Raw genomic sequence first — 23,841 nt, forward strand, 5'->3', positions numbered from 1 at the left:
GTAGCTGAGGTGGCCCTCACCCTAGCCCTCTCCCGGGGGAGAGGAGACCAGGAGCGGAGTGGCGGAGAGCTTGGCGCAGGGCCTGCCAGATGTGTGCTGCTGGCACTTCGCAAAGAGCACAAGAGCCACAACAGCCCGGCTGCGCCGGTCTGTTGTGGCCATGATGCGGCCGCTCCTACAAGGAGTCATGCCGTAGGAGCGGCCCGTGGCCGCGATCAGCTGGATGTTGGGCTTCGCTGCGCTCAGCCCTACCTACGCGAATAGGGGAGCCCCGGTATATGCCGGTAGGAGCGGCCCATGGCCGCGATAGAGCAGTGACTCACCGATAAAAAAGCCCGGCATGCGCCGGGCTTTTTACCTTTAGGTGCGTGCCCGGGATTACTCCCGGTCACGTTCCAGCAAGGGCTTGAGGAAGTAGCCGGTATAGGACTTCTTGTTTGCCGCGACCTCCTCGGGTGTGCCCGTCGCGATGATCTGACCACCCTTGGAGCCGCCTTCCGGACCGAGGTCTACCAACCAGTCGGCGGTTTTGATGACATCGAGGTTGTGCTCGATCACCACCACGGTATTGCCGTGATCGCGTAGTCGATGCAGCACGTCGAGCAATTGCTGGATATCGGCAAAGTGCAGGCCCGTGGTGGGCTCGTCGAGGATATAGAGCGTCTTGCCGGTATCGCGCTTGGACAGCTCCCGGGCCAGCTTCACACGCTGAGCCTCACCCCCTGACAGCGTCGTGGCGCTCTGGCCGAGACGGATATAGGACAGGCCGACATCAATCAGCGTCTGCAGCTTGCGCGCCAGGGCAGGGATGGACTCGAAGAAGGCATGGGCTTCCTCGATGGTCATGTCCAGGACCTCGGTGATGGTTTTGCCCTTGTACTTCACCTCCAGGGTCTCGCGGTTGTACCTCTTGCCCTTGCAGACGTCGCAGGCGACGTAGACGTCCGGCAGGAAGTGCATTTCCACCTTGATGACCCCGTCGCCCTGACAGGCCTCGCAGCGGCCACCCTTGACGTTGAAGGAGAAGCGCCCCGGGGTATAGCCGCGAGAACGAGATTCCGGAACGCCGGAAAACAGCTCGCGAATGGGGGTGAAGAGCCCGGTATAGGTCGCCGGGTTGGAGCGTGGAGTCCGGCCAATGGGGCTCTGGTCGATGTCCACCACCTTGTCCAGGTGCTGCATGCCGTCGAAGCTGTCGTGGGCAGCGACCTCCAGGGTCGTCGCGCCATTGAGCGCCGTGGCGGTCAGCGGGAAGAGGGTGTTGTTGATCAGGGTCGACTTGCCGGAGCCGGAGACCCCGGTCACGCAGGTCAGCAGGCCAACCGGGATCTCCAGGTTGACGTTCTGCAGGTTGTTGCCGCGGGCACCCTTCAGCTTCAGCAGCTTCTTCTTGTCCCGCGGCGTGCGCTTGGCGGGCACCACGATCTTCTTGCGGCCCGACAGGTACTGCCCGGTCACCGAGTCGGGATGCCGCATGACTTGGTCGGGCGTGCCTTCCGCGATGATCTGGCCACCGTGCACTCCAGCGCCCGGGCCGATGTCGATGACATAGTCCGCCAGGCGGATGGCATCCTCGTCGTGCTCGACGACGATGACGGTGTTACCCAGGTCGCGCAGGTGAGTCAGGGTGCCCAGCAGCCGCTCGTTGTCGCGCTGGTGCAGACCAATGGAGGGTTCGTCGAGGATGTACATGACGCCTACCAGGCCCGCGCCGATCTGGCTGGCCAGGCGGATACGCTGCGCCTCGCCACCGGAGAGGGTGTCAGCGCTGCGATCCAGGGTCAGGTAGTCCAGGCCGACGTTGACCAGGAACTGCAGGCGCTCGCGGATCTCCTTGAGGATCTTGTCGGCGATCTGCTGCCGCTGGCCCTTGAGGGTAAGGTCCTGGAAATACTGGGTGGCATCGCCCACGGGCAGACGGGTGACCGCCGGCAGGGTCTTGTCGCCGACCCAGACGTGGCGTGCTTCGCGCCGCAGGCGGGTGCCATTGCAGTCCGGGCAGTGCTGAGTGCTCAGGTACTTGGCCAGCTCTTCGCGCACGCTCTGGGATTCGGTCTCGCGATAGCGCCGCTCCAGATTCGGCAGGATGCCTTCGAAGGGGTGGGCGCGCTTGACGATGTCGCCGCGGTCATTGAGATAGCGGAAGTTGACGCTCTCGCGCCCGGAGCCGCTGAGTACCGCCTTGCGATGCTTGTCATCGAGGCTCTTGAAGGGGGCGTCGAGGCTGAAGCCATAGTGACTCGCCAGCGAGCCGAGCATCTGGAAGTAATAGACGTTGCGTCTGTCCCAGCCGCGGATGGCGCCTTCGCTGAGGCTGAGCTCCTCGTTGACCACCCGGCGGGCGTCGAAGAATTGCTTCACGCCCAGGCCGTCGCAGGTAGGGCAGGCGCCGGCGGGATTGTTGAAGGAAAACAGCTTGGGTTCCAGCTCGCCGATGGAGAAGCCGCAGATCGGGCAGGCGAAGCGCGCGGAGAAGACGATCTCCTCCCCCTTATCGCCTTCCATGGGGGCGATGATGGCGATGTCGTCGGCCAGCTTCAGCGCCGTCTCGAAGGATTCCGCCAGGCGCTGCTGGAGGTCTTCGCGCACCTTGAATCTATCCACCACCACTTCGATGGTGTGCTTCTTCTGCTTGTCGAGCTTGGGCAGCTCGTCCATCTCGTGCAGCCGCCCGTTGACGCGGACGCGGACGAAACCCTGGGCACGCAACTCCTCGAACACCGACAGGTGCTCACCCTTGCGCTCGCGCACGATGGGGGCGAGCAGCATCAACCGCTGGCCTTCCGGCATGGCCAGCACCTGGTCGACCATCTGGCTGACGGTCTGGGCTTCCAGGGGCACATCGTGCTCCGGGCAGCGCGGCGTACCGACGCGGGCATAGAGCAGGCGCAGATAGTCGTAGATCTCGGTGATGGTGCCCACGGTGGAGCGCGGATTGTGCGAGGTGGACTTCTGCTCGATGGAAATCGCTGGCGACAGCCCTTCGATGGTGTCCACATCGGGCTTTTCCATCATCGACAGGAACTGGCGGGCGTAGGCCGACAAGGATTCCACGTAGCGGCGCTGGCCTTCGGCATAGAGGGTGTCGAACGCCAGCGAAGACTTGCCGGAGCCGGACAGTCCGGTGATGACGATGAGCTTGTCCCGGGGAAGGGTTAGGTCGATGTTCTTCAGATTATGGGTGCGGGCCCCACGGATGAGGATTTTATCCACGTAGACTTCTGCCTCGTTTTGGCGGCGCTTCACTAGAAAAGAGGTCTCGTCCCGGGCTGCGGCTATCTGCCGCGCCTGTGAGAGAGGGGGTAAGGCTGGTAAAATTAACGGCCCGACAGCGGTGATCGGGCGTTCGTGATCCTGGCGGTCGGGAACGTTCGGACGAGCGCTCGGCTATCTTCACCGCTTCCTCCCTAAATGGTCATTGTCACGACTGTTTTAAAGCTGTGTGGCGACGTAAAAGCCTGTCGCCGACGAGAGGATTATCAATGCTCGACAAGCGCAGTGAAGCCATGAACGGCGTCGAACGCCGTGCCGCCTTCGGGCTGGCCCTGGTCTTCGCCTTTCGTATGCTCGGTATGTTCATGGTGCTCCCGGTCCTGGCGACCTATGGTCAGGAGTTGGCGGATGCCACCCCGGCGCTGATCGGCCTCGCCATAGGTGCCTATGGTTTGACCCAGGCGGTCCTGCAAATTCCCCTGGGGACGCTGTCCGATCGCATCGGTCGACGCCCCATCATCATTGGTGGACTGCTGGTGTTCGCCCTTGGTGCCGCCATTGCCGCCAATGCCCACTCGATCTGGGGCGTCATCGCCGGGCGTGTCGTCCAGGGTGGCGGCGCCATTTCGGCGGCCATCATGGCGCTGCTGTCGGATCAGACGCGCGAGCAGCATCGCACCAAGGCCATGGCCACGATCGGCATGAGCATCGGGGTATCCTTTGCCGTGGCGATGGTGGCCGGCCCCTTGCTGACTCGTGCCTATGGTCTCGCCGGGCTGTTCTGGGCCACCTGCGGACTGGCACTGGTCGGCTTGCTGATCGTGCTGTTCCTGGTGCCGCACCAGGCTTCGCCCTTCGCCCATCGTGAGTCGAACCTGGCGCGCCAGGCGCTGGGCGCGACCCTGCGCAATCGCGACCTGCTGCGGCTGGACTTCGGCATCCTGGCGCTGCACGCCGTGCTGATGGCCAGTTTCGTCGTCCTGCCGCTGGCCCTGGCCGAACATGCCGGGCTGCCCAAGGAAGAGCACTGGTGGGTCTATCTCACCGCGCTGGTGGTCGGCTTCTTCGCCATGGTCCCCTTCATCATCTATGGTGAAAAGAGGCGGCGCATGAAGCGCGTGCTGGTGGGCGCCATCAGTGTGCTGGTGCTGTGCGAGCTGTACTTCTTCTTTTTCAGCAACAGCCTGGTGGCCCTGGTCATCGGCATCGTGGTGTTCTTTACCGCCTTCAACCTGCTGGAAGCCTCGCTGCCGTCGCTGGTGAGCAAGGTGGCCCCGGCCGGTGGCAAGGGCACCGCCATGGGGATCTATTCCACCAGTCAGTTCCTTGGTTCCGCGTTGGGCGGTATCCTCGGGGGCTGGTTGTTCCAGCATGGTGGCCTGTCCACCGTCTTCCTGGGTTGTGCGGCGCTTTGCCTGGGATGGGCGGTGGTAGCTGGTACGATGCGGGAACCGCCCTATGTCACCAGTCTGCGTTTGCCGGTTACGCCCGCGCTAGTCAACGACCAGGGATTGGTCGGACGCCTGTTGGCCCTGGCCGGAGTGACCGATGCGGTAGTGGTGGCGGAAGAGCAGGCCGTCTACATCAAGATCGATACTAAAATCGTCGATCGGGCGCAATTGGAGCGACTGGTTAGTCAAACACCGGTCGCCGCTTGATCGACAGCCTCATCAGGAGATTCATATGGCCCGTGGCGTCAATAAAGTCATCCTCGTCGGCAATGCCGGCGCCGATCCCGAAACCCGTTACATGCCCAACGGCAATGCGGTGACCAACGTCACCCTGGCCACCAGCGAAAGCTGGAAGGACAAGCAGACCGGTCAGCAGCAGGACCGCACTGAATGGCACCGCGTGGTGTTCTTCGGTCGTCTCGCCGAGATCGCCGGCGAGTACATCCGCAAGGGCTCCCAGGTCTATGTCGAGGGCACTCTGCGTACCCGCAAATGGCAGGGCCAGGACGGTCAGGATCGCTACACCACCGAAATCGTGGTCGACATCAACGGCAACATGCAGTTGCTGGGTGGCCGTGGCGGAAATGCCGGTGGCAACGACGAATACAACCAGAGCGCGCCTGCGCCCCAGCAGCAGCGTGCCCCCCGTCCGCAGCAGTCGGCACCGCAGTATGACAACGGTGGCAATGGCGGCAACGGCAACAGCCGTCCCCAGCAGCAGCCGCAGTCCCGTCCGCAGCAGCAGCCGGCTCAGCAGGACTACGACAGCTTCGACGACGACATCCCGTTCTAAACGACGGGCAAAGAAAAAGGGCAGCCATTGGCTGCCCTTTCTTTTTGGTGGAGGCGGGGGGATTTGAACCCCCGTCCGCCAGCTCTCCGCTATCGGTTCTACATGCTTAGCCCTGTCTACTGAGTTAACCCATTGCGGCCCGACGGGCAGGGTGCTTTGGGCGAGCTGTATAAGTTTTAGCCGTTACGTCTACAGCGAACTTGGCGGCGATCCTGTTCTATCTGACAGTCGTTTCGGGTTTACAGGCATCCCCTAGCGACTGCTAGCCGCATTAAGCAGCTAGAGCGTAGTTGTCGTCGTTGGCAACTATAAGTTTGCAGCAGCGAATTTACGAGTTCTGCTACCAGCTCGGCATGCCCCTCAAGTTTCGTTACCGGCGTCGAATCCTAATCGCCCCCAAAACTTGCTGGTCGTTCACTATAGGAATTCCGGCCGTCCGACGCAAGTCATTGCTGACGAAACGTTTTTCGGCCGCTTGGCTATTTGGCGTCCTTGCGGATGGCGCGCTGGATCTCGCGGTCGGAATCGCGCTCGCGCTCGGTCGCGCGCTTGTCGAATTCCTTCTTGCCCTTGGCCAACGCGATCTCGCACTTGACCAGGTGCTTCTTCCAGTAGAGCGACAGGGCGACGCAGGCGTAGCCCTTCTGCTGCACGGCGCCAAACAGCTTGCCCAGCTCGCGCTTGTTGAGCAGCAACTTGCGGGTGCGGGTCGGGTCGGCGATGACATGGGTGCTGGCGGTCTGCAGCGGGGTGATATGGCTGCCCAGCAGCCAGGCTTCGCCGTCCTTGAGCAGCACATAGCTGTCAGTCAGCTGCGCCTTGCCGGCTCTCAGGCTCTTGACCTCCCAGCCTGCCAGGGAAACACCCGCCTCGAAGCGGGTGTCGACGAAGTATTCGTGAAGCGCCTTTTTGTTCTGCGCGATGCTGCCGGGGGAGACTTTCTTTTGCTTGGCCATGATTCCAGGGTACAGCGAGTCAGGGGAAATGTCGCCACGCGCTTGAGCGGGTATGAGCAAACACGGACAATACCGCGGTTCTGGACTGCGGCAGGCTGGTGCGGGAGTAAAATGCGTGCGCCGCCCTCAAATTCAAGGTCCGACACCGATTTCGCTATTCTACGAGGTTCCGATGAGCACGCACATCCAACGTTCGGCGTTGCTGCCCTATCCTGCTTCAGCACTCTATGCGCTGGTTAATGACGTGGACCGTTATCCGGAGTTCCTGCCGTGGTGCTCGTCCGCCCAGATCCTGGAGCAGGACGAAGGCCTGATGCGCGCCGGTCTCACCGTGGCCAAGGGTGGTCTTAGCCAGCAGTTCACGACCCGCAATACCCTGGTGCCGGACGAGTCCATCACCATGGATCTGGAAAAGGGTCCTTTCAAGCAGCTGCACGGCGTCTGGACGTTCAAGGCGCTGGGCGACAAGGCCTGCAAGATTTCCCTGGATCTGTCCTTCGAATACGACAGCGCCATCGTCCGCGCGACCCTGGGCCCGTTGTTCAATCAGGCGGCCAATACCATGGTGGATGCCTTCTGCCAGCGTGCTCGAGCCCTCTATGGCTGAGTGTCTCGCCATCGAGGTGGCGATGGCGTTGCCGGAGCGGCAATGGCTGTTGAATCTGCAGCTCGAAGAGGGCACCACGGTCGAGCAGGCGGTGCGGGCGTCGGGGCTGCTCGAGCAGTTGCCACCCGAACAGCGCGAAGCCTTTCGGGTCGGCATCTTTGGCAAGCTGGTAGCCAAGCCGAACGAGCGCAGGCTGATGGCGGGTGACCGGGTGGAGATCTATCGCCCGCTGCTTGCGGACCCCAAGGAAAGTCGCAAGCGGCGCGCGGAAAAGGCCAAGTCCAGGACTGGCCTCTAGCCAGGGATCACTGACCGTCGGTACGGATGCGATCGGGCGTCGGCACGGCGGCCGGACGGGCGCTGTCGATCTCTTTCTGGATGTTGTCTTCGGTCGAGCCGGGTACGGCTGGCGCCTCCGGTACGGCAGCGGGTGCCGAGGGTTGCGCCGGGGCGGTGGGATCCACGGTGGTGCCGCTGTCGGTACCCATGATCTGCTGTTCGCGGCTGGTGCCGGGCATGAAGTCGCCGGCCAGGCCGCTCAGTTGATTGTCGCCGTTGAACACCAGGCTGACACGCTCCTGCTTACGCTGACCGCCGGCGGCTTGCAGGCTGTACAGATAGTCCCAGCGATTGGGATGGAAGGTGTCTTGGATCAGCGGCGAACCCATGATAAACCGGACTTGTTGTCGGGTCATTCCGGGGCGCAACTGGTCTATCATGTCCTGGGTGACGACGTTGCCCTGTTGGATGTCGATCTTGTAAACCCCCGGCAGAGAGCAGCCGGCGAGCATGGCTAGGCCCATCAGAGAGAGCCCGGTCAGCGTTTGCTTGAGGTTTTGCATCGGTGGGAGACTTCCACTATCTTGCTGGGCAACGAAGCACCGATCATACCCGTATTCCCGAGGGCTGCGAAAGCACTCGGCACCGAGAAAGAGCATGGTAGAGAACAACGAACTCCGCAAAGCGGGTCTGAAAGTGACCCTGCCGCGCGTCAAGATATTGCAGATGCTGGACACCACCGAGCAGCGCCACATGAGCGCCGAAGACGTTTACAAGGCGCTCATGGAAGCGGGCGAGGATGTGGGACTGGCAACGGTCTATCGGGTCCTCACCCAGTTCGAAGCGGCCGGTCTGGTGGTGCGCCACAATTTCGATGGCGGCCATGCCGTGTTCGAGTTGGCCGACACCGGCCACCATGATCACATGGTTGATGTGGATACCGGCGAAGTCATCGAGTTCACCGATGCCTCGATCGAAAAGCGTCAGCGCGAGATCGTCGAAGAGCATGGTTTCGAGCTGGTCGATCACAACCTGGTGCTGTACATCCGCCAGCGCAAGTGAAGACCCGGACATGAAAAAGGCGACCTTCGAGTCGCCTTTTTCATGTCCGGTGGCTGCCTGCATCTAGCGGCTGACCACCAGTTTGCGAGCGTGGGCCAGGGATTCACGGGTCAGGTCGACACCACCCAGCATGCGCGCCACCTCTTCCACGCGCCGTGCGCGGTCGAGCTTGGCCACCGCGGTACGCGTCTCGTCGGTGCCGCGCTCCTTGTGCACGAACAGGTGTTGATGACCCTGGGCCGCCACCTGGGGCAGGTGGGTCACCGTCAGCACCTGGCCCCGCTCGCCCAGTTGCCGCAGCAGCTGGCCGACCACCTCGGCGGTGGGGCCGCCGATACCGACGTCCACCTCGTCGAACACCAGGGTGGGTGTGCGCGAGGTCTGGGCGGTGATGACCTGGATGGCCAGGCTGATACGCGACAGTTCACCACCGGAGGCGACCTTGGCCAGCGGGCGCAGGGGCTGGCCCGGGTTGGCGCTGACGCGGAATTCGACGCCTTCGTTGCCCAGCGGCTGGGGTTCGCCGGTACTGCCTGGCGTGAGGGTGATGCTGAAGCGGCCACCCGGCATACCCAAGCGCTGCATCTCGGTCTCGACCGCGGCCGCGAGCTCCGGCGCCCGTTGTTCGCGCAGACGACTCAGTTCGCCGGCCTTCTCCTGGTAGTGGCGCTCGAAGGCCGTCAGTTCTTCCTGCAGGCGCTCCAGGGCGACGTCGTCGGCGTCCAGGGATTGCAATTCGTTGCGCAGCTGTTCGTGCAGCTCCAGCAGGGCCTCGGGCTGGACCCGGTGCTTGCGGGCAAGGCTGTAGACACTGTCCAGGCGCTCCTGCACCGCCTGCTGGCGCTCCGGGTCGGCTTCGAAATGATCGACGAAGCGATTGAGTTCGTTCATCGCCTCCTCGATCTGGATCTGGGCGGAGGCGAGCAGGTTGCTGGCCTCCTGGATCTGCGCCGGCGGGCGGTCGAAGGCGGTCAGGCGCGCCACGCTGGCATTGAGCGCCGACAGGGCGTTGCCCTGCTCGTTTTCGGTACAGAGGTCCATGGCCTGGCGGCAGGCCAGCAGGATGTGCTCGGCACTCGCCAGATCGCTCTGCTCCTGTTCCAGGGCTTGCAACTCGCCCTCGGCCAGGGCGAGGTTGTCGAGTTCTTCGAGCTGGTAGCTGAGCAGCTGATGGCGGGCGCGTTGCTCGTCGCCGTTGCGGGTCAGGCGTTCCAGGGTCTGGCGCACCTGGCGCCAGCGCTGGGCCGCGAGCTGCACCTGGCGGACCAGCTCGCCCGCGCCGGCGTATTCGTCCAGCAGGCGGCGATGGGTGTCGAGGCCGAGCAGTGACTGGTGCTCGTGCTGGCTGTGGATATCGATCAGCAGTCCGCCGAGGGTCTTGAGATCGGCCAGCGGGCAGGGCGAGCCATTGATATAGCCGCGCGAGCGCCCTTCGCGGGTAATGACGCGGCGCAGCAGGCAGGGGCCGTCCTGCTCCAGGTCGCGCTCGGCGAGCCACTGGCGCGCTTCGGGGATATCGGTGGTGTCGAAGCTGGCCAGGACATCGGCCTTGTCGGCGCCGGGTCTGACCGCATCACTGTCGGCGCGATCGCCCAGGGTGAGGCCGAGGGCGTCCAGCATGATGGACTTGCCGGCGCCGGTTTCACCGGTGATCACGGTCATGCCGCGCTCGAGGTCGAGGTCGAGGTGTTCGACGATGGCGTAATTGCGGACGGACAGATGCACCAGCATGCGACGATCTCCGAAGGCGGTTTTCTGGTTGTTTATACAGTGCCTCTTGGGCACTGGCAATCCATACAGCTCTTGAAGCGCCGGCCGGCGGCCCCATATAGGCGCCATCGATCAAGGCGATGTCCATTAGAGGGCGCGCCCACCGGCAATATCACAGGAGGACTCCATGGCCGACGAACAGAACTCCCAGACCCCCGAGCACGAAGCCGCCCAGGGCGACGTCCAGCACGAGGATCTCGCCGCCCGCGTCGCCAAGCTCGAAGAGCAGCTCGCCGCGGCCCAGGACCAGTCGCTGCGCAGCGTCGCCGAACTGCAGAACGTGCGTCGTCGCGCCGAGCAGGATGTGGAAAAGGCGCATAAGTTCGCCCTGGAAAAATTCGCTGGCGACCTGCTGCCGGTGCTCGACGGCCTGGAGCGTGGCCTGGAGCTGTCCAACGCCACCGACGAGACCTTGAAGCCCATGCGTGAAGGCATGGAGCTGACCCTGAAGATGCTGCAGGACACCCTCAAGCGCTATCAGGTCGAGGCCGTCGATCCCCACGGCGCGCCCTTCAATCCGGAACACCACCAGGCCATGGCCATGGAGGAGAGCGCCACCGCCGAGCCGGGCAGCGTCCTCAAGGTGTTTCAAAAGGGCTATCTGCTCAATGGTCGCCTGCTGCGGCCGGCGATGGTGGTCGTCAGCAAGGCACCTGCAGCGCAGCAGCCGAGCATCGACGAAAAGGCTTGAAATTCTTTCGCTCGGCCCCATCTGGTAGGCAAGCGAACATCAAAGGCCCCCTGAGCGGGCCGCGCGGAATCTGAGATTTCTGGAGAAGACTACATGGGCAAGATCATCGGTATCGACCTGGGGACCACCAACTCCTGCGTCGCGATCCTCGAAAACGGCAACGTCAAGGTACTGGAAAACGCCGAAGGCACCCGTACCACGCCGTCCATCATCGCCTACACCAACGACGGCGAGACCCTGGTTGGCCAGCCAGCCAAGCGCCAGGCGGTGACCAATCCGCAGAACACCCTGTACGCGGTCAAGCGTCTGATCGGCCGGCGTTATGAAGAAAACGTCGTGCAGAAAGACATCCAGATGGTCCCCTACAAGATCGTCAAGGCGGACAACGGTGACGCCTGGGTCGAGGCCAAGGGCCAGAAGATGGCGCCGCCGCAGGTGTCTGCCGAAGTCCTGAAGAAGATGAAGAAGACCGCCGAGGACTACCTGGGCGAAGCCGTGACCGAAGCGGTCATCACCGTCCCGGCCTACTTCAACGACAGCCAGCGCCAGGCCACCAAGGATGCCGGTCGCATCGCCGGTCTGGACGTCAAGCGCATCATCAACGAGCCCACCGCGGCTGCCCTGGCCTATGGCCTGGACAAGGCCAAGGGCGACCATACCGTGATCGTCTATGACCTGGGCGGCGGTACCTTCGACGTCTCGGTCATCGAGATCGCCGAGGTCGACGGTGAGCATCAGTTCGAGGTGCTGGCCACCAATGGCGACACCTTCCTGGGCGGCGAAGACTTCGACATCCGCCTGATCGACTACCTCGTCGAGGAATTCAAGAAAGAAAGCGGCATGAACCTCAAGGGTGACCCGCTGGCCATGCAGCGCCTGAAGGAAGCTGCGGAAAAAGCCAAGATCGAGCTGTCCTCGGCTACCCAGACCGACGTCAACCTGCCCTACATCACCGCCGATGCCAGCGGTCCCAAGCACCTGAACGTCAAGGTCTCCCGCGCCAAGCTGGAGTCCCTGGTGGAAGAGCTGGTCGAGCGCACCATCGAGCCCTGCCGCACGGCGTTGAAGGACTCCGGTCTGGACGTCTCCGACATCCACGAGGTCATCCTGGTGGGCGGTCAGACCCGCATGCCGCTGGTGCAGAAGCGCGTGGCCGACTTCTTCGGCAAGGAAGCGCGCAAGGACGTCAACCCGGACGAAGCCGTCGCCATCGGTGCCGCCATCCAGGGCGCCGTGCTGGCCGGTGACGTCAAGGACGTGCTGCTGCTGGACGTCACCCCGCTGACCCTGGGCATCGAGACCATGGGTGGCGTGATGACCGCGCTGATCGAGAAGAACACCACCATCCCGACCAAGAAGTCGCAGGTGTTCTCCACCGCCGACGACAACCAGGGCGCCGTGACCATCCACGTGCTGCAGGGCGAGCGCAAGCAGGCCGCGCAGAACAAGTCGCTGGGCAAGTTCGACCTGGCCGAGATCCCGCCGGCGCCGCGTGGCGTACCGCAGATCGAGGTGACCTTCGACATCGACGCCAACGGTATCCTCAACGTGTCCGCCAAGGACAAGGCCACCGGCAAGCAGCAGTCCATCGTCATCAAGGCGTCCTCCGGTCTGTCCGAGGAAGAGATTCAGCAGATGGTGCGTGACGCCGAGGCCAATGCCGACGAGGATCGCAAGTTCGAAGAGCTGGCCGCGGCCCGCAACCAGGGCGATGCCCTGGTGCACGGCACCCGCAAGATGCTGACCGAGGCGGGCGACAAGGCCACCGCGGAAGAGAAGAGCACCATCGAGAAGGCCATTGGCGAACTGGAAACCGCCGTGCGCGGTGACGACAAGGACGCCATCGAAGCCAAGATGAATGCCCTGTCCCAGGCCTCCGCGCCGCTGGCCCAGAAGCTCTATTCCGAGCAGGGCGCTGGCGCCGGTGCCGAAGGCGCCTCGGCCAAGGCGGACGGTGATGCCAAGAAGCCCGGCGACGACGTGGTCGATGCCGAGTTCGAGGAAGTGAAGGACAACAAGTAAGCCCCGTGCTTACCGCACCTGGCGGGCTTCGGCCCGTCGGATCCGCCACGCGGGAGCCTGCTCCCGCGTTGGCGTGTCTGGAGGGTGAGAAAATTTAAGGTGCAGAAAGTCTATGGCCAAACGTGATTACTATGAGGTGCTCGGGGTCGAGCGCGGCGCCAGCGAAGCCGAGCTCAAGAAGGCCTACCGACGCCTGGCGATGAAATACCACCCGGATCGCAATCCGGGGGACGCGGCTGCCGAAGAGCAGTTCAAGGAGGCCGCCGAGGCCTACGAAGTGCTGTCCGATGCGGGCAAGCGCTCGGCCTACGACCAGTACGGCCATGCTGGCGTCGATCCGAGCATGGGCGGCGGCGGTTTCGGTGGCGCGGCGGGAGGCGCGAGCTTCTCCGACATCTTCGGCGATGTCTTCAGCGACTTCTTTGGCGGACGCGGTGGCGCCGGTGGACGCGGCGGCCCGCAGCGCGGTGCCGACCTGCGCTACACCCTGGACCTGGATCTGGAAGAGGCGGTGCGTGGGACCACGGTCACCATTCGCGTGCCCACCCTGGTCGAGTGCAAGGTCTGCGATGGCAATGGCGCCAAGCCGGGTACCTCGGCGTCCACCTGCCCCACCTGCGGTGGCATCGGCCAGGTGCGCATGCAGCAGGGCTTCTTCTCGGTCCAGCAGACCTGCCCGCGCTGCCACGGCAGCGGCAAGATCATTCCCGAGCCCTGCAACGCCTGTCATGGTCAGGGGCGCGTGGAAGAGCAGAAGACCCTGTCGGTCAAGGTGCCCGCGGGCGTCGACACCGGCGACCGCATCCGCCTGACCGGCGAAGGCGAGGCGGGGACCCTGGGTGGCCCCAGTGGCGATCTCTATGTCGTGGTCAATGTGCGCGAGCACTCGATCTTCCAGCGCGACGGCAAGCACCTCTATTGCGAGGTGCCGATCAACTTCACCGACGCCGCCCTGGGTGGCGAACTGGAAGTGCCGACCCTGGATGGCCGCGTCAAGCTGAAGATCCCCGAGGGTACCCAGACCGGCAAGATGTTCCGCCTGCGCGGCAAGGGCGTGACGCCCGTGCGCGGTGGTGGCGCCGGCGACCTGATGTGCAAGGTGGTGGTGGAGACTCCGGTCAACCTGAGCCGGCGCCAGCGCGAGCTGCTCGAGGAATTCCGCAACACCCTGCAGAGCGACAGCTCCCATTCGCCCCGGGCCAGTGGCTGGTTCGACGGCATGAAGCGCTTCTTCGACGACCTCTAAACCGGCAGGGGCGCCGTCGCGAGGCGGCGCCCGGCCAGCAGCCTGGAGCTGATGATGCGACGTATAGCTGTAATGGGCGCCGCGGGGCGCATGGGCAAGACCCTGATCGAAGCGGTCCAGCAGACCCAGGGCGCTGCCGGTCTCACCGCTGCGGTGGATCGCCCGGAAAGCAGTCTGGTAGGTGCCGACGCCGGCGAACTCGCCGGTATCGGCCGCAACGGGGTGATGCTGTCGGGCGATCTGGCGCGGGTGCTGGATGATTTCGATGTGCTCATCGACTTCACCCATCCCAACGTGACCCTGCAGAATCTGGCGCTCTGCCGCAAGGCCAGGAAGGCCATGGTGATCGGCACCACCGGCTTCACCGCCGAGCAGAAGCTGACCCTGCTGGAAGCGAGCAAGGAAATTCCCATCGTCTTCGCCGCCAACTTCAGCGTCGGCGTCAATCTCTGCCTCAAGCTGCTCGACACCGCCGCCCGCGTGCTGGGTGACGAGGTCGACATCGAGATCATCGAGGCGCACCACAGGCACAAGGTCGATGCGCCTTCGGGGACCGCCCTGCGCATGGGCGAGGTCGTTGCCCAGGCGCTGGGTCGTGACCTTGAAGAAGTGGCCGTCTATGGCCGCGAGGGCCAGACCGGTGCCCGCGACCGCCAGACCATCGGCTTCGCCACCGTACGCGCTGGCGACGTGGTGGGCGATCACACGGTGCTGTTCGCCAGCGAAGGCGAGCGGGTCGAGATCACCCACAAGGCCTCCAGCCGCATGACCTTCGCCAAGGGCGCGGTGCGCGCGGCCCTCTGGCTCAAGGACAAACAGCCGGCGCTATATGACATGCAGGACGTGCTGGAGTTGCGCTGATCCCCTTGCGGGGGTGCCAGCCGTGATCAATTCGTGTACAATGCAGCTTTAGTGTATCCACTAAAAGCTAGCGCAGAATGAAATCACAACATTAAAACGGGATGACTCTTCGAGATGTCATCCCGTTTTTTTGCACCCTGCGTTTGCCCGCCAAGGCTTGATTTTCGGAGGTCTTCTTGACTAAGCCAGCCATACTCGCACTTGCCGATGGCAGCATCTTTCGCGGTGAATCCATCGGTGCCGACGGCCACACGGTCGGCGAAGTGGTGTTCAACACCGCCATGACCGGCTACCAGGAAATCCTGACCGATCCTTCCTATGCGAAGCAGATCGTCACCCTGACCTATCCGCACATCGGCAACACCGGCACCACGCCGCAGGATGGCGAGGCCGCCCAGGTGTGGGCCGCCGGGCTGATCATTCGCGATCTGCCGCTGCTGGCGAGCAACTGGCGCAACAAGCAGTCGCTGCCGGACTATCTCAAGGAGAACGGCACCATCGCCATCGCCGGTATCGACACGCGTCGACTGACCCGCATCCTCCGTGAGAAGGGCGCTCAGGATGGCTGCATCCTTACCGGCGAAGACGCCACCGAGGAGCGCGCCCTGGAACTGGCCCGCGCCTTCCCCGGCCTCAAGGGCATGGACCTGGCCAAGGAAGTCAGCGTCAAGGAGCGCTACGAGTGGCGCTCCGGCGTCTGGTCGCTGGAAACCGACAGCCACGCCGAGATCCCGGCCGAGCAGCTGCCCTATCACGTGGTGGCCTTCGACTATGGCGTCAAGCTGAACATCCTGCGCATGCTGGTGGCCCGCGGCTGCCGCATTACCGTGCTGCCGGCCCAGACCCCGGCCAGCGAAGCCCTGGCGCTGCAACCCGATGGCATCTTCCTAGCCAATGGCCCGGGCGATCCCGAACCTTGCGACTACGCCATCAAGGCGATCCAGGACGTCCTCGAAACCGAGATTCCGGTGTTCGGCATCTGCCTGGGCCACCAGTTGCTGGCCCTGGCTTCCGGCGCCAAGACGGTGAAGATGCCCAACGGTCACCACGGCGCCAACCATCCGGTGCAGGATCTCGACAGCGGCGTGGTGATGATCACCAGCCAGAACCACGGTTTCGCCGTGGACGAGGCCAGCCTGCCGGCCAATGTGCGGGCCACCCACAAGTCGCTGTTCGATGGCACCCTGCAGGGCATCGAGCGTACCGACAAGGTCGCCTTCAGCTTCCAGGGTCACCCCGAGGCGAGCCCTGGCCCGCACGACGTGGCGCCGCTGTTCGACAAGTTCATCCAGGCCATGGCGGCACGCCGCTAAGACGGGAGGAGGGTAGCGCTCATGCTGGCGAATCTGGGTGTCATCGACTTCTGGACCTATGTGGTCGGGACCCTGTTCGTCATCCTGTTGCCCGGCCCCAATTCCTTCTTCGTGCTGGCCACCAGTGCCCAGCGCGGCATTCGCAGCGGTTACCAGGCGGCCTCGGCCGTGTTCCTCGGTGACGCCGTGCTGATGCTGCTCTCGGCGCTGGGCGTCGCCTCGCTGCTCAAGGCCGAACCGCTGTTCTTCCAGATCCTCAAGTATCTGGGCGCGGCGTACCTGTTCTACCTCGGCTGGGGCATGTTGCGCGGCGGACTCAAGTCCTGGCGCAGCCCGGCCCAGGGCCAGGCCGAGGCGACCCTGCGCGAAGACGTCCACCAGCCGTTCCGCAAGGCGCTGCTGCTGAGCCTGTCGAACCCGAAGGCGATCCTGTTCTTCGTTTCCTTCTTCATCCAGTTCGTGGACCCCGGTTATGCCCATCCGGCGCTGTCCTTCCTGGTGCTGGGCGCGGTACTGGAAGCGATCAGCTTCTGCTACCTGTCGTTCCTGATTTTCTGCGGCGTTCACCTGGCGGCTTGGTTCCGTCAGCGGCGTCGCCTCAGCGCGGGCGCCACCGGTGGCGTCGGCGCCCTGTTCGTGGGGTTCGGTGTGAAGCTGGCCACCGCAACCCTGACCTGATTACCTGCATTCGAGAAGCCCATGCCTAAGCGTACAGACATCAAGAGCATCCTGATCCTCGGGGCCGGCCCCATCGTCATCGGCCAGGCCTGCGAGTTCGACTATTCCGGCGCCCAGGCCTGCAAGGCCCTGCGCGAGGAAGGCTTCCGCGTCATCCTGGTGAACTCCAATCCGGCCACCATCATGACCGACCCGTCGATGGCCGACGCCACCTACATCGAGCCGATCAAGTGGGCCACCGTGGCCAAGATCATCGAGAAGGAGCGCCCCGACGCCCTGCTGCCGACCATGGGCGGCCAGACCGCGCTTAACTGCGCCCTGGATCTGGAGCGGCATGGCGTGCTGGCGAAATTCGGTGTCGAGATGATCGGCGCCAACGCCGACACCATCGACAAGGCCGAGGATCGTTCGCGCTTCGACAAGGCCATGAAGGACATTGGCCTCGCCTGCCCGGTCTCGGGTATCGCCCACAGCATGGAAGAAGCCTACGGCGTGCTGGAGAAGGTCGGCTTCCCCTGCATCATCCGGCCGAGCTTCACCATGGGCGGCACCGGTGGCGGCATCGCCTACAACCGCGAGGAATTCGAGGAAATCTGCACCCGTGGTCTGGATCTGTCGCCGACCAACGAACTGCTGATCGACGAATCCCTGATCGGCTGGAAGGAATACGAGATGGAGGTGGTCCGCGACAAGAAGGACAACTGCATCATCGTCTGCTCCATCGAGAACTTCGATCCCATGGGCGTGCACACCGGTGACTCCATCACCGTGGCTCCGGCCCAGACGCTGACCGACAAGGAATACCAGATCATGCGCAACGCCTCCCTGGCGGTGCTGCGCGAGATCGGGGTCGAGACCGGCGGCTCCAACGTCCAGTTCGGCATCTGCCCCAACACCGGGCGCATGGTAGTGATCGAGATGAACCCGCGGGTATCGCGTTCCTCGGCACTGGCCTCCAAGGCCACCGGCTTCCCCATCGCCAAGATCGCCGCCAAGCTGGCGGTCGGCTATACCCTGGACGAGCTGCAGAACGACATCACCGGCGGTCGTACCCCGGCGTCCTTCGAGCCGGCCATCGACTACGTGGTCACCAAGATCCCGCGCTTCGCCTTCGAGAAATTCCCCAAGGCCGATGCCCGTCTGACCACCCAGATGAAATCCGTGGGCGAGGTCATGTCCATCGGCCGTACCTTCCAGGAATCCCTGCAGAAAGCCCTGCGTGGCCTGGAAGTCGGCGTGGTCGGCTTCGATCCCAAGCTGGATCCGGCCGATCCCGAAGCCGACGGCACCCTCAAGCGCGAGCTGACCGTGCCGGGCGCCGATCGCATCTGGTACATCGGCGACGCCTTCCGCCAGGGCTACAGCCTGGACAAGGTCTTCGAGCTGACCCGCATCGATCCCTGGTTCCTGGTGCAGATCGAAGACCTGATCAAGGACGAGGAGCGCATCAAGACCCTGGGTCTGGCCGACCTCGACTACGAGCTGATGCGCAAGCTCAAGCGCAAGGGCTTCTCCGATGCGCGCCTGGCCAAGCTGCTCGGCGTCACCGAGAAGAACCTGCGGGCCCATCGCCACAAGCTCAAGGTGCTGCCGGTGTACAAGCGGGTGGACACCTGTGCCGCCGAGTTCGCCACCGATACCGCCTACCTCTACTCCACCTACGAGGAAGAGTGCGAGGCCAAGCCCAGCGGTCGCGACAAGATCATGATCCTCGGTGGCGGTCCCAACCGGATCGGCCAGGGCATCGAGTTCGACTACTGCTGCGTGCACGCGGCCCTGGCCATGCGTGAAGATGGCTACGAGACCATCATGGTCAACTGCAACCCGGAAACCGTCTCCACCGACTACGACACCTCCGACCGCCTGTTCTTCGAGCCGGTGACCCTGGAAGACGTACTGGAGATCGTCCGCGTCGAGCAGCCCAAGGGCGTCATCGTCCAGTACGGCGGCCAGACCCCGCTCAAGCTCTGCCGTGCCCTGGAAGAGGCCGGTGTGCCCATCATCGGCACCAGCCCCGACGCCATCGACCGCGCCGAAGACCGCGAACGCTTCCAGCAGATGGTGCAGCGCCTGAACCTGCGTCAGCCGGCCAACGCCACCGCGCGCAGCGAAGACGAGGCCCTGGCCCTGTCCAAGAACATCGGCTATCCGATGGTGGTCCGACCCTCCTACGTGCTGGGCGGCCGGGCGATGGAAATCGTCTACCAGGAAGAAGAACTCAAGCGCTACATGCGCGAAGCGGTGAAGGTGTCCAACGACAGCCCCGTGCTGCTCGACCACTTCCTCAACTGCGCCATCGAGGTGGACGTGGATGCGGTGTGCGACGGCCAGACCGTGGTGATCGGCGCCATCATGCAGCACATCGAACAGGCCGGCGTGCACTCCGGTGACTCCGCCTGCTCGCTGCCGCCCTATTCGCTGCCCAAGCACATCCAGGACGAGATCCGCGAGCAGGTCAAGAAGATGGCCCTGGAGCTCGGCGTGATCGGTCTGATGAACGTGCAGATGGCCGTGCAGGGCGAAGACATCTACGTCATCGAGGTCAACCCGCGCGCCTCCCGTACCGTGCCCTTCGTCTCCAAGTGCATCGGCGAGTCCCTGGCCAAGGTGGCCGCCCGGGTCATGGCCGGCAAGACCCTGGCCGAAGTCGGCTTCACCCAGGAGATCATTCCGCCGTTCTTCAGCGTCAAGGAAGCGGTCTTCCCCTTCAACAAGTTCCCCGGCGTCGACCCTATCCTCGGCCCGGAGATGAAGTCCACCGGTGAGGTGATGGGCGTTGGCGACAGCTTCGGCGAAGCCTTCGCCAAGGCCCAGCTGGGTGCCAACGAGATCCTGCCGAACTCCGGCTGCGCCTTCATCAGCGTGCGTGACGACGACAAGCCCGAAGCCGTGCAGGTCGCTCGCGATCTGGTCGGCCTCGGCTTCGAGGTCGTCGCCACCGCCGGTACCGCGCGGGTGATCGAGGCGGCCGGTCTGCCGGTGCGTCGCGTGAACAAGGTGACCGAAGGCCGTCCCCATGTGGTCGACATGATCAAGAACGACGAGGTCACCCTGATCATCAACACCACCGAAGGCCGGCAGTCCATCGCCGATTCCTACTCGATCCGCCGCAACGCGCTGCAGCACAAGCTGTGCTGCACCACCACCATTGCCGGCGGCCAGGCCATTTGCGAAGCTTTGAAATTCGGCGCCGAGAAGACCGTGCGCCGGCTGCAAGATCTGCATGCAGGAGTTAAGGCATGACCAAGTACCCCATGACCGTCCAGGGCGCCCGTGCCCTGGAGGACGAGCTCAAGCACCTCAAGACCGAGCTGCGTCCGCAGATCACCCAGGCCATCGCCGAAGCGCGTGAGCTGGGTGACCTCAAGGAGAACGCCGAGTACCACGCCGCCCGCGAACAGCAGGGCATGGTCGAGGCGCGGATCCGCGATATCGAAGGGCGCCTGCAGAATGCTCAGGTGATCGATGTGACCGCCCTGCCGCACACCGGCAAGGTGATCTTCGGTACCACCGTGGAGATCGCCAACACCGAGACCGACGAGACCGTGACCTACCAGATCGTCGGTGACGACGAGGCGGACATCAAGCAGGGCAAGCTGTCGGTGGGTTCGCCCATCGCCCGCGCCCTGATCGGCAAGGAAGAGGGGGACGTGGTGCTGGTGAAGACCCCGGGTGGCGATGTCGAATACGAAATTGTCGCCGTCCGTCACGTCTGATCGTCGCGCCAGCGGCTGGCTCGCCAGGCTGCTCGCAGCAGCCTGGCAGCTGGCTCAGGTGTTCTGGGTCGGTCCGCTGGTCGCCCTGCACCTGTGCATCCCCGTGGCGCTCGCTCAGGCGGGCTGGGCGCCCCTGCTCATCCAGTCCGGGCGTGAAGAATTGCTGCGCATGATGCTCAGCGCCGCAGGCGGTGGGGTCTTTACCCAAATCGTGGTGCTGGTGTGGTGGGCAGGCGTGGGCGCCTTGTGGCGTGACCTGCGCGGCCAGCTGCTGCTGGCCAGTGCCCTGGCTGTACTGCTGCAGAACGAACTGGCGCGCTTCTGGACCGGGCCGACCGCCCTGGCCGGCTACCTGGTCCTGCTGCTCTGCGGTCTGATCCTGGTGCTGCAGCCCGTTCCCGGGCGTGCGCCGGGCAATCAGACGGTATAGCGCACCACGTTGGAGAGATTGCGATTCTGCTCGCGCGCCTTGCGGTAGATCAGCGCCATCTTGCCGATGACCTGCACCAGCTCCGCCTTGCTCGACGCGCACAGTTCGTCGATCAGGGCCCGGCGGTCTTCCCGCTCCGTGACGGCCAGCTTGATCTTGATCAGTTCGTGATCGTTGAGCGCACGGTCGAGCTCGCCCAGCACGCCTTCGCTCAGGCCGTTCTCGCTGATGGTGACCACCGGCTTGAGTTGATGACCGATCGCCTTGAACCGCTTTTTAAGCTCGTTGTTGAGCGCCATAATTCACCCCGGATAAAAGCCGGACAGTTTATCCCAGCTGCCACGTGCCGCCCAGCGATACGCGAAAACTTACCCGCGCGCCCTGCAACGCCTGCCTGGTCGGCTCAAGGAACACCGCGAGGGGCCTCCGGTCAAGTCGGTGCGCCAGGAAGACCTCGTCGCGAGCATCGAAGGGCCTTGTTATTTTTCATTGGGCCCCCATATGAGCGAGCTGAGTGCGATGGATCGATCCAGGGGCCTGCGGGACGAAGATGGCGTGAGTCCTTCGAGCAGGGCTCTGGCGCCGCCGTCCGCGTCGCGGGACCAGATCGCGCCAGCAATATCTATTGGGTCGCGGTTTTAGGGGCAATTGAGAGAATTGATGGCCGCAACGTCTGCCTTGCCCTAGAGTCAAAGGCAGAAGACTCATATAGCGTTACAGACGATGTCTGCCGTGGGCCAGGCTTTGTGTAGTAACTTACCGGTCACTGCCGGTTTCGCTTCGAACGGTTTACCCACGAAACCGGCGCAGAGGGTAGTCAATTGAACGACATGGCAAAGAATCTGATCCTGTGGCTGATCATCGCCGCGGTGCTCGTCACCGTGATGAACAACTTCTCCAGCCCCAACGAACCCCAGACGCTCAACTACTCCGACTTCATCCAGCAGGTGAAGGACGGGCAGATCGAGAGCGTGACCGTGGATGGCTATGTCATCACCGGCAAGCATCGTGATGGCGATCCTTTCAAGACCATCCGTCCGGCGATCCAGGACAATGGCCTGATCGGCGACTTGGTCAACAACAGCGTCACCATCACCGGCAAGCAGCCCGAGCAGCAGAGCATCTGGACTCAGTTGCTGGTGGCCAGCTTCCCGATCCTGGTGATCATCGCCGTCTTCATGTTCTTCATGCGCCAGATGCAGGGGGGCGCTGGCGGTCGCGGCGGTCCCATGAGCTTTGGCAAGAGCAAGGCGCGACTGCTGTCGGAAGACCAGGTCAAGACCACCTTCGCCGATGTCGCCGGTTGCGACGAAGCCAAGGAAGAAGTCACCGAGCTGGTCGAATTCCTCCGTGATCCAGGCAAGTTCCAACGCCTGGGTGGTCGTATTCCCCGCGGTGTCCTGATGGTCGGCTCGCCGGGTACCGGCAAGACGCTGCTGGCCAAGGCCGTGGCCGGTGAGGCCAAGGTGCCGTTCTTCACCATTTCCGGTTCGGATTTCGTCGAAATGTTCGTCGGTGTCGGCGCCAGCCGCGTCCGTGACATGTTCGACCAGGCCAAGAAGCACGCGCCCTGCATCATCTTCATCGACGAGATCGATGCGGTCGGTCGCCATCGTGGCAACGGCATGGGCGGTGGTCACGACGAGCGCGAGCAGACCCTGAACCAGTTGCTGGTCGAGATGGATGGCTTCGAGATGAACGATGGCATCATCGTCATCGCTGCCACCAACCGTCCTGATGTGCTCGACCCGGCCCTGCTGCGTCCCGGTCGCTTTGATCGTCAGGTGGTGGTCGGTCTGCCGGACATCCGCGGTCGCGAACAGATCCTCAAGGTGCACATGCGCAAGGTGCCGGTCGGCGAGCGCGTCGACGCCGGCGTTATCGCCCGCGGTACCCCGGGTTTCTCTGGTGCCGATCTGGCCAACCTGGTCAACGAGGCTTCGTTGTTCGCCGCTCGTGCCAACAAGCGCATCGTCGACATGCGCGAGTTCGAGCTGGCCAAGGACAAGATCATGATGGGCGCTGAGCGCAAGACCATGGTCATGTCCGAGAAGGAGAAGCGCAACACCGCCTACCACGAAGCGGGTCACGCCATCGTCGGTCGCCTGGTGCCGGAGCACGATCCGGTCTATAAGGTCTCCATCATTCCCCGTGGTCGCGCTCTGGGCGTGACCATGTTCCTCCCCGAGGAGGATCGCTACAGCCTGTCCAAGCGTGCCCTGGAAAGCCAGATCTGCTCGCTGTTCGGCGGCCGTATCGCCGAGGAAATGACCCTGGGCTTCGAGGGGGTGACCACCGGTGCCTCCAACGACATCATGCGCGCGACCTCTCTGGCGCGGAACATGGTCACCAAGTGGGGCCTGTCCGAGAAACTCGGCCCGCTGCTGTATGGCGAGGAGGAGAACGAAGGCTATCTGGGTCGTTCGGGTGGTGGCGGCGCCGGCAACATGTCGGGCGAGACCGCCAAGCAGATCGACCTGGAAATCCGCCGGATCATCGACGACTGCTATGGCACGGCCAAGCGCCTGCTGGACGAGAACCGCGACAAGCTCGAACTCATGGCCGATGCCCTGATGAAGTACGAGACCATCGATTCCGATCAGATCGACGACATCATGGCCGGCAAGGTCCCGCGTGAACCGCGTGACTGGCACGACCGTGGCGGTCCTACCGGTGACGCTCCGGCGCCGCAGAGTGGTAGCGATCGTCCGGAAACCCCCATCGGTGGTCCGGCCGGAGAACACTGAAACACC

General features: G+C 63.7%; 20 protein-coding genes and 1 other RNA gene. 15 read left to right on the top strand and 6 right to left on the bottom strand.

The window, feature by feature from the left end:
• Positions 1-378: 378 nt before the first annotated feature.
• Positions 379-3,213 carry an excinuclease ABC subunit UvrA gene (uvrA, locus tag QKY98_RS22840; RefSeq protein WP_027599127.1) on the bottom strand — a complete coding sequence of 945 codons (2,835 nt, stop codon included), beginning with the start codon at positions 3,211-3,213 and terminating at the stop codon, positions 379-381.
• Between the two features lie 269 nt (positions 3,214-3,482).
• On the opposite strand from uvrA, the gene QKY98_RS22845 reads away from it, so the two are divergent.
• Together QKY98_RS22845 and ssb are read left to right on the top strand one after the other, a co-directional pair.
• Complete coding sequence (locus QKY98_RS22845; protein ID WP_284671642.1) at positions 3,483-4,871, top strand: MFS transporter; 1,389 nt, start codon at positions 3,483-3,485, stop codon at positions 4,869-4,871.
• A gap of 25 nt (positions 4,872-4,896) precedes the next feature.
• Entirely contained in the window at positions 4,897-5,457 is a 561-nt protein-coding gene (gene ssb / locus QKY98_RS22850) for a single-stranded DNA-binding protein (RefSeq protein WP_007162672.1), read from the top strand.
• 45 nt (positions 5,458-5,502) lie between these two features.
• Here ssb and ssrA read toward each other — a convergent pair.
• Both ssrA and smpB read right to left on the bottom strand, forming a co-directional pair.
• Positions 5,503-5,855, bottom strand: a transfer-messenger RNA (tmRNA) gene (gene ssrA, locus QKY98_RS22855).
• 81 nt (positions 5,856-5,936) lie between these two features.
• Positions 5,937-6,413 (bottom strand): SsrA-binding protein SmpB, encoded by a 477-nt coding sequence (smpB, locus tag QKY98_RS22860; protein WP_007162671.1) that lies wholly within the window; start codon positions 6,411-6,413, stop codon positions 5,937-5,939.
• 172 nt (positions 6,414-6,585) lie between these two features.
• On the opposite strand from smpB, the gene QKY98_RS22865 reads away from it, so the two are divergent.
• Both QKY98_RS22865 and QKY98_RS22870 read left to right on the top strand, forming a co-directional pair.
• On the top strand, positions 6,586-7,020 hold the full coding sequence (locus QKY98_RS22865; RefSeq protein ID WP_027599125.1) for a type II toxin-antitoxin system RatA family toxin: 435 nt from the start codon (positions 6,586-6,588) through the stop codon (positions 7,018-7,020).
• Positions 7,013-7,318 carry an RnfH family protein gene (locus QKY98_RS22870; RefSeq protein WP_284671643.1) on the top strand — a complete coding sequence of 102 codons (306 nt, stop codon included), beginning with the start codon at positions 7,013-7,015 and terminating at the stop codon, positions 7,316-7,318. Before QKY98_RS22865 ends, QKY98_RS22870 begins: the two co-directional genes overlap by 8 nt.
• 7 nt (positions 7,319-7,325) lie before the next feature.
• On the opposite strand, the gene QKY98_RS22875 is transcribed toward QKY98_RS22870, so the two are convergent.
• Entirely contained in the window at positions 7,326-7,862 is a 537-nt protein-coding gene (locus tag QKY98_RS22875) for an outer membrane protein assembly factor BamE (protein WP_058792634.1), read from the bottom strand.
• 94 nt (positions 7,863-7,956) lie between these two features.
• Between QKY98_RS22875 and fur the strand changes: the two genes are divergently transcribed.
• Positions 7,957-8,361 (top strand): ferric iron uptake transcriptional regulator, encoded by a 405-nt coding sequence (gene fur / locus QKY98_RS22880; RefSeq protein WP_007162667.1) that lies wholly within the window; start codon positions 7,957-7,959, stop codon positions 8,359-8,361.
• A 63-nt stretch (positions 8,362-8,424) separates the two neighbouring features.
• Here fur and recN read toward each other — a convergent pair whose 3' ends face one another.
• Positions 8,425-10,092: a DNA repair protein RecN gene (gene recN / locus QKY98_RS22885; RefSeq protein ID WP_007162666.1), complete on the bottom strand. Its 1,668-nt coding sequence runs from the start codon at positions 10,090-10,092 to the stop codon at positions 8,425-8,427.
• A gap of 166 nt (positions 10,093-10,258) precedes the next feature.
• Here recN and grpE point away from each other — a divergent pair, with 166 nt between their 5' ends.
• The 9 genes from grpE to QKY98_RS22930 all read left to right on the top strand — a co-directional run bounded on the left by grpE (position 10,259) and on the right by QKY98_RS22930 (position 21,088).
• The gene (gene grpE, locus QKY98_RS22890; protein ID WP_284671644.1) at positions 10,259-10,822 is read left to right on the top strand and encodes a nucleotide exchange factor GrpE; all 564 of its coding nucleotides are present in this window, start codon (positions 10,259-10,261) and stop codon (positions 10,820-10,822) included.
• A gap of 93 nt (positions 10,823-10,915) precedes the next feature.
• On the top strand, positions 10,916-12,844 hold the full coding sequence (gene dnaK / locus QKY98_RS22895) for a molecular chaperone DnaK (protein ID WP_007162664.1): 1,929 nt from the start codon (positions 10,916-10,918) through the stop codon (positions 12,842-12,844).
• A 112-nt stretch (positions 12,845-12,956) separates the two neighbouring features.
• The gene (gene dnaJ / locus QKY98_RS22900; RefSeq protein WP_007162663.1) at positions 12,957-14,090 is read left to right on the top strand and encodes a molecular chaperone DnaJ; all 1,134 of its coding nucleotides are present in this window, start codon (positions 12,957-12,959) and stop codon (positions 14,088-14,090) included.
• Between the two features lie 54 nt (positions 14,091-14,144).
• The gene (gene dapB / locus QKY98_RS22905; RefSeq protein ID WP_007162662.1) at positions 14,145-14,951 is read left to right on the top strand and encodes a 4-hydroxy-tetrahydrodipicolinate reductase; all 807 of its coding nucleotides are present in this window, start codon (positions 14,145-14,147) and stop codon (positions 14,949-14,951) included.
• Between the two features lie 176 nt (positions 14,952-15,127).
• Positions 15,128-16,264 (top strand): glutamine-hydrolyzing carbamoyl-phosphate synthase small subunit, encoded by a 1,137-nt coding sequence (gene carA, locus QKY98_RS22910; protein WP_027599122.1) that lies wholly within the window; start codon positions 15,128-15,130, stop codon positions 16,262-16,264.
• Positions 16,265-16,285: 21 nt separating this feature from the next.
• Positions 16,286-16,942, top strand: a complete 657-nt coding sequence (gene leuE, locus QKY98_RS22915; RefSeq protein ID WP_108582853.1) for a leucine efflux protein LeuE — start codon at positions 16,286-16,288, stop codon at positions 16,940-16,942.
• Positions 16,943-16,963: 21 nt separating this feature from the next.
• On the top strand, positions 16,964-20,185 hold the full coding sequence (gene carB / locus QKY98_RS22920) for a carbamoyl-phosphate synthase large subunit (protein WP_108582852.1): 3,222 nt from the start codon (positions 16,964-16,966) through the stop codon (positions 20,183-20,185).
• Complete coding sequence (gene greA, locus QKY98_RS22925) at positions 20,182-20,658, top strand: transcription elongation factor GreA (RefSeq protein ID WP_007162658.1); 477 nt, start codon at positions 20,182-20,184, stop codon at positions 20,656-20,658. The genes carB and greA overlap by 4 nt, the downstream gene beginning before the upstream one ends.
• Entirely contained in the window at positions 20,636-21,088 is a 453-nt protein-coding gene (locus QKY98_RS22930; protein ID WP_052504151.1) for a hypothetical protein, read from the top strand. Before greA ends, QKY98_RS22930 begins: the two co-directional genes overlap by 23 nt.
• Here the strand turns inward: QKY98_RS22930 and yhbY are convergent.
• Positions 21,076-21,387, bottom strand: coding sequence for a ribosome assembly RNA-binding protein YhbY (yhbY, locus tag QKY98_RS22935; RefSeq protein WP_017640628.1), 312 nt, complete (start codon positions 21,385-21,387; stop codon positions 21,076-21,078). The two genes, QKY98_RS22930 and yhbY, sit on opposite strands and share 13 nt — an antisense overlap.
• 531 nt (positions 21,388-21,918) lie before the next feature.
• Between yhbY and ftsH the strand changes: the two genes are divergently transcribed.
• Positions 21,919-23,835 (top strand): ATP-dependent zinc metalloprotease FtsH, encoded by a 1,917-nt coding sequence (ftsH, locus tag QKY98_RS22940; RefSeq protein ID WP_027599119.1) that lies wholly within the window; start codon positions 21,919-21,921, stop codon positions 23,833-23,835.
• Positions 23,836-23,841: the final 6 nt, after the last annotated feature.

It is taken from the genome of Pseudomonas sp. HR1 (assembly GCF_030175875.1).
GTDB classification, from domain to species: Bacteria; Pseudomonadota; Gammaproteobacteria; order Pseudomonadales; family Pseudomonadaceae; genus Chryseomonas; species Chryseomonas oryzihabitans.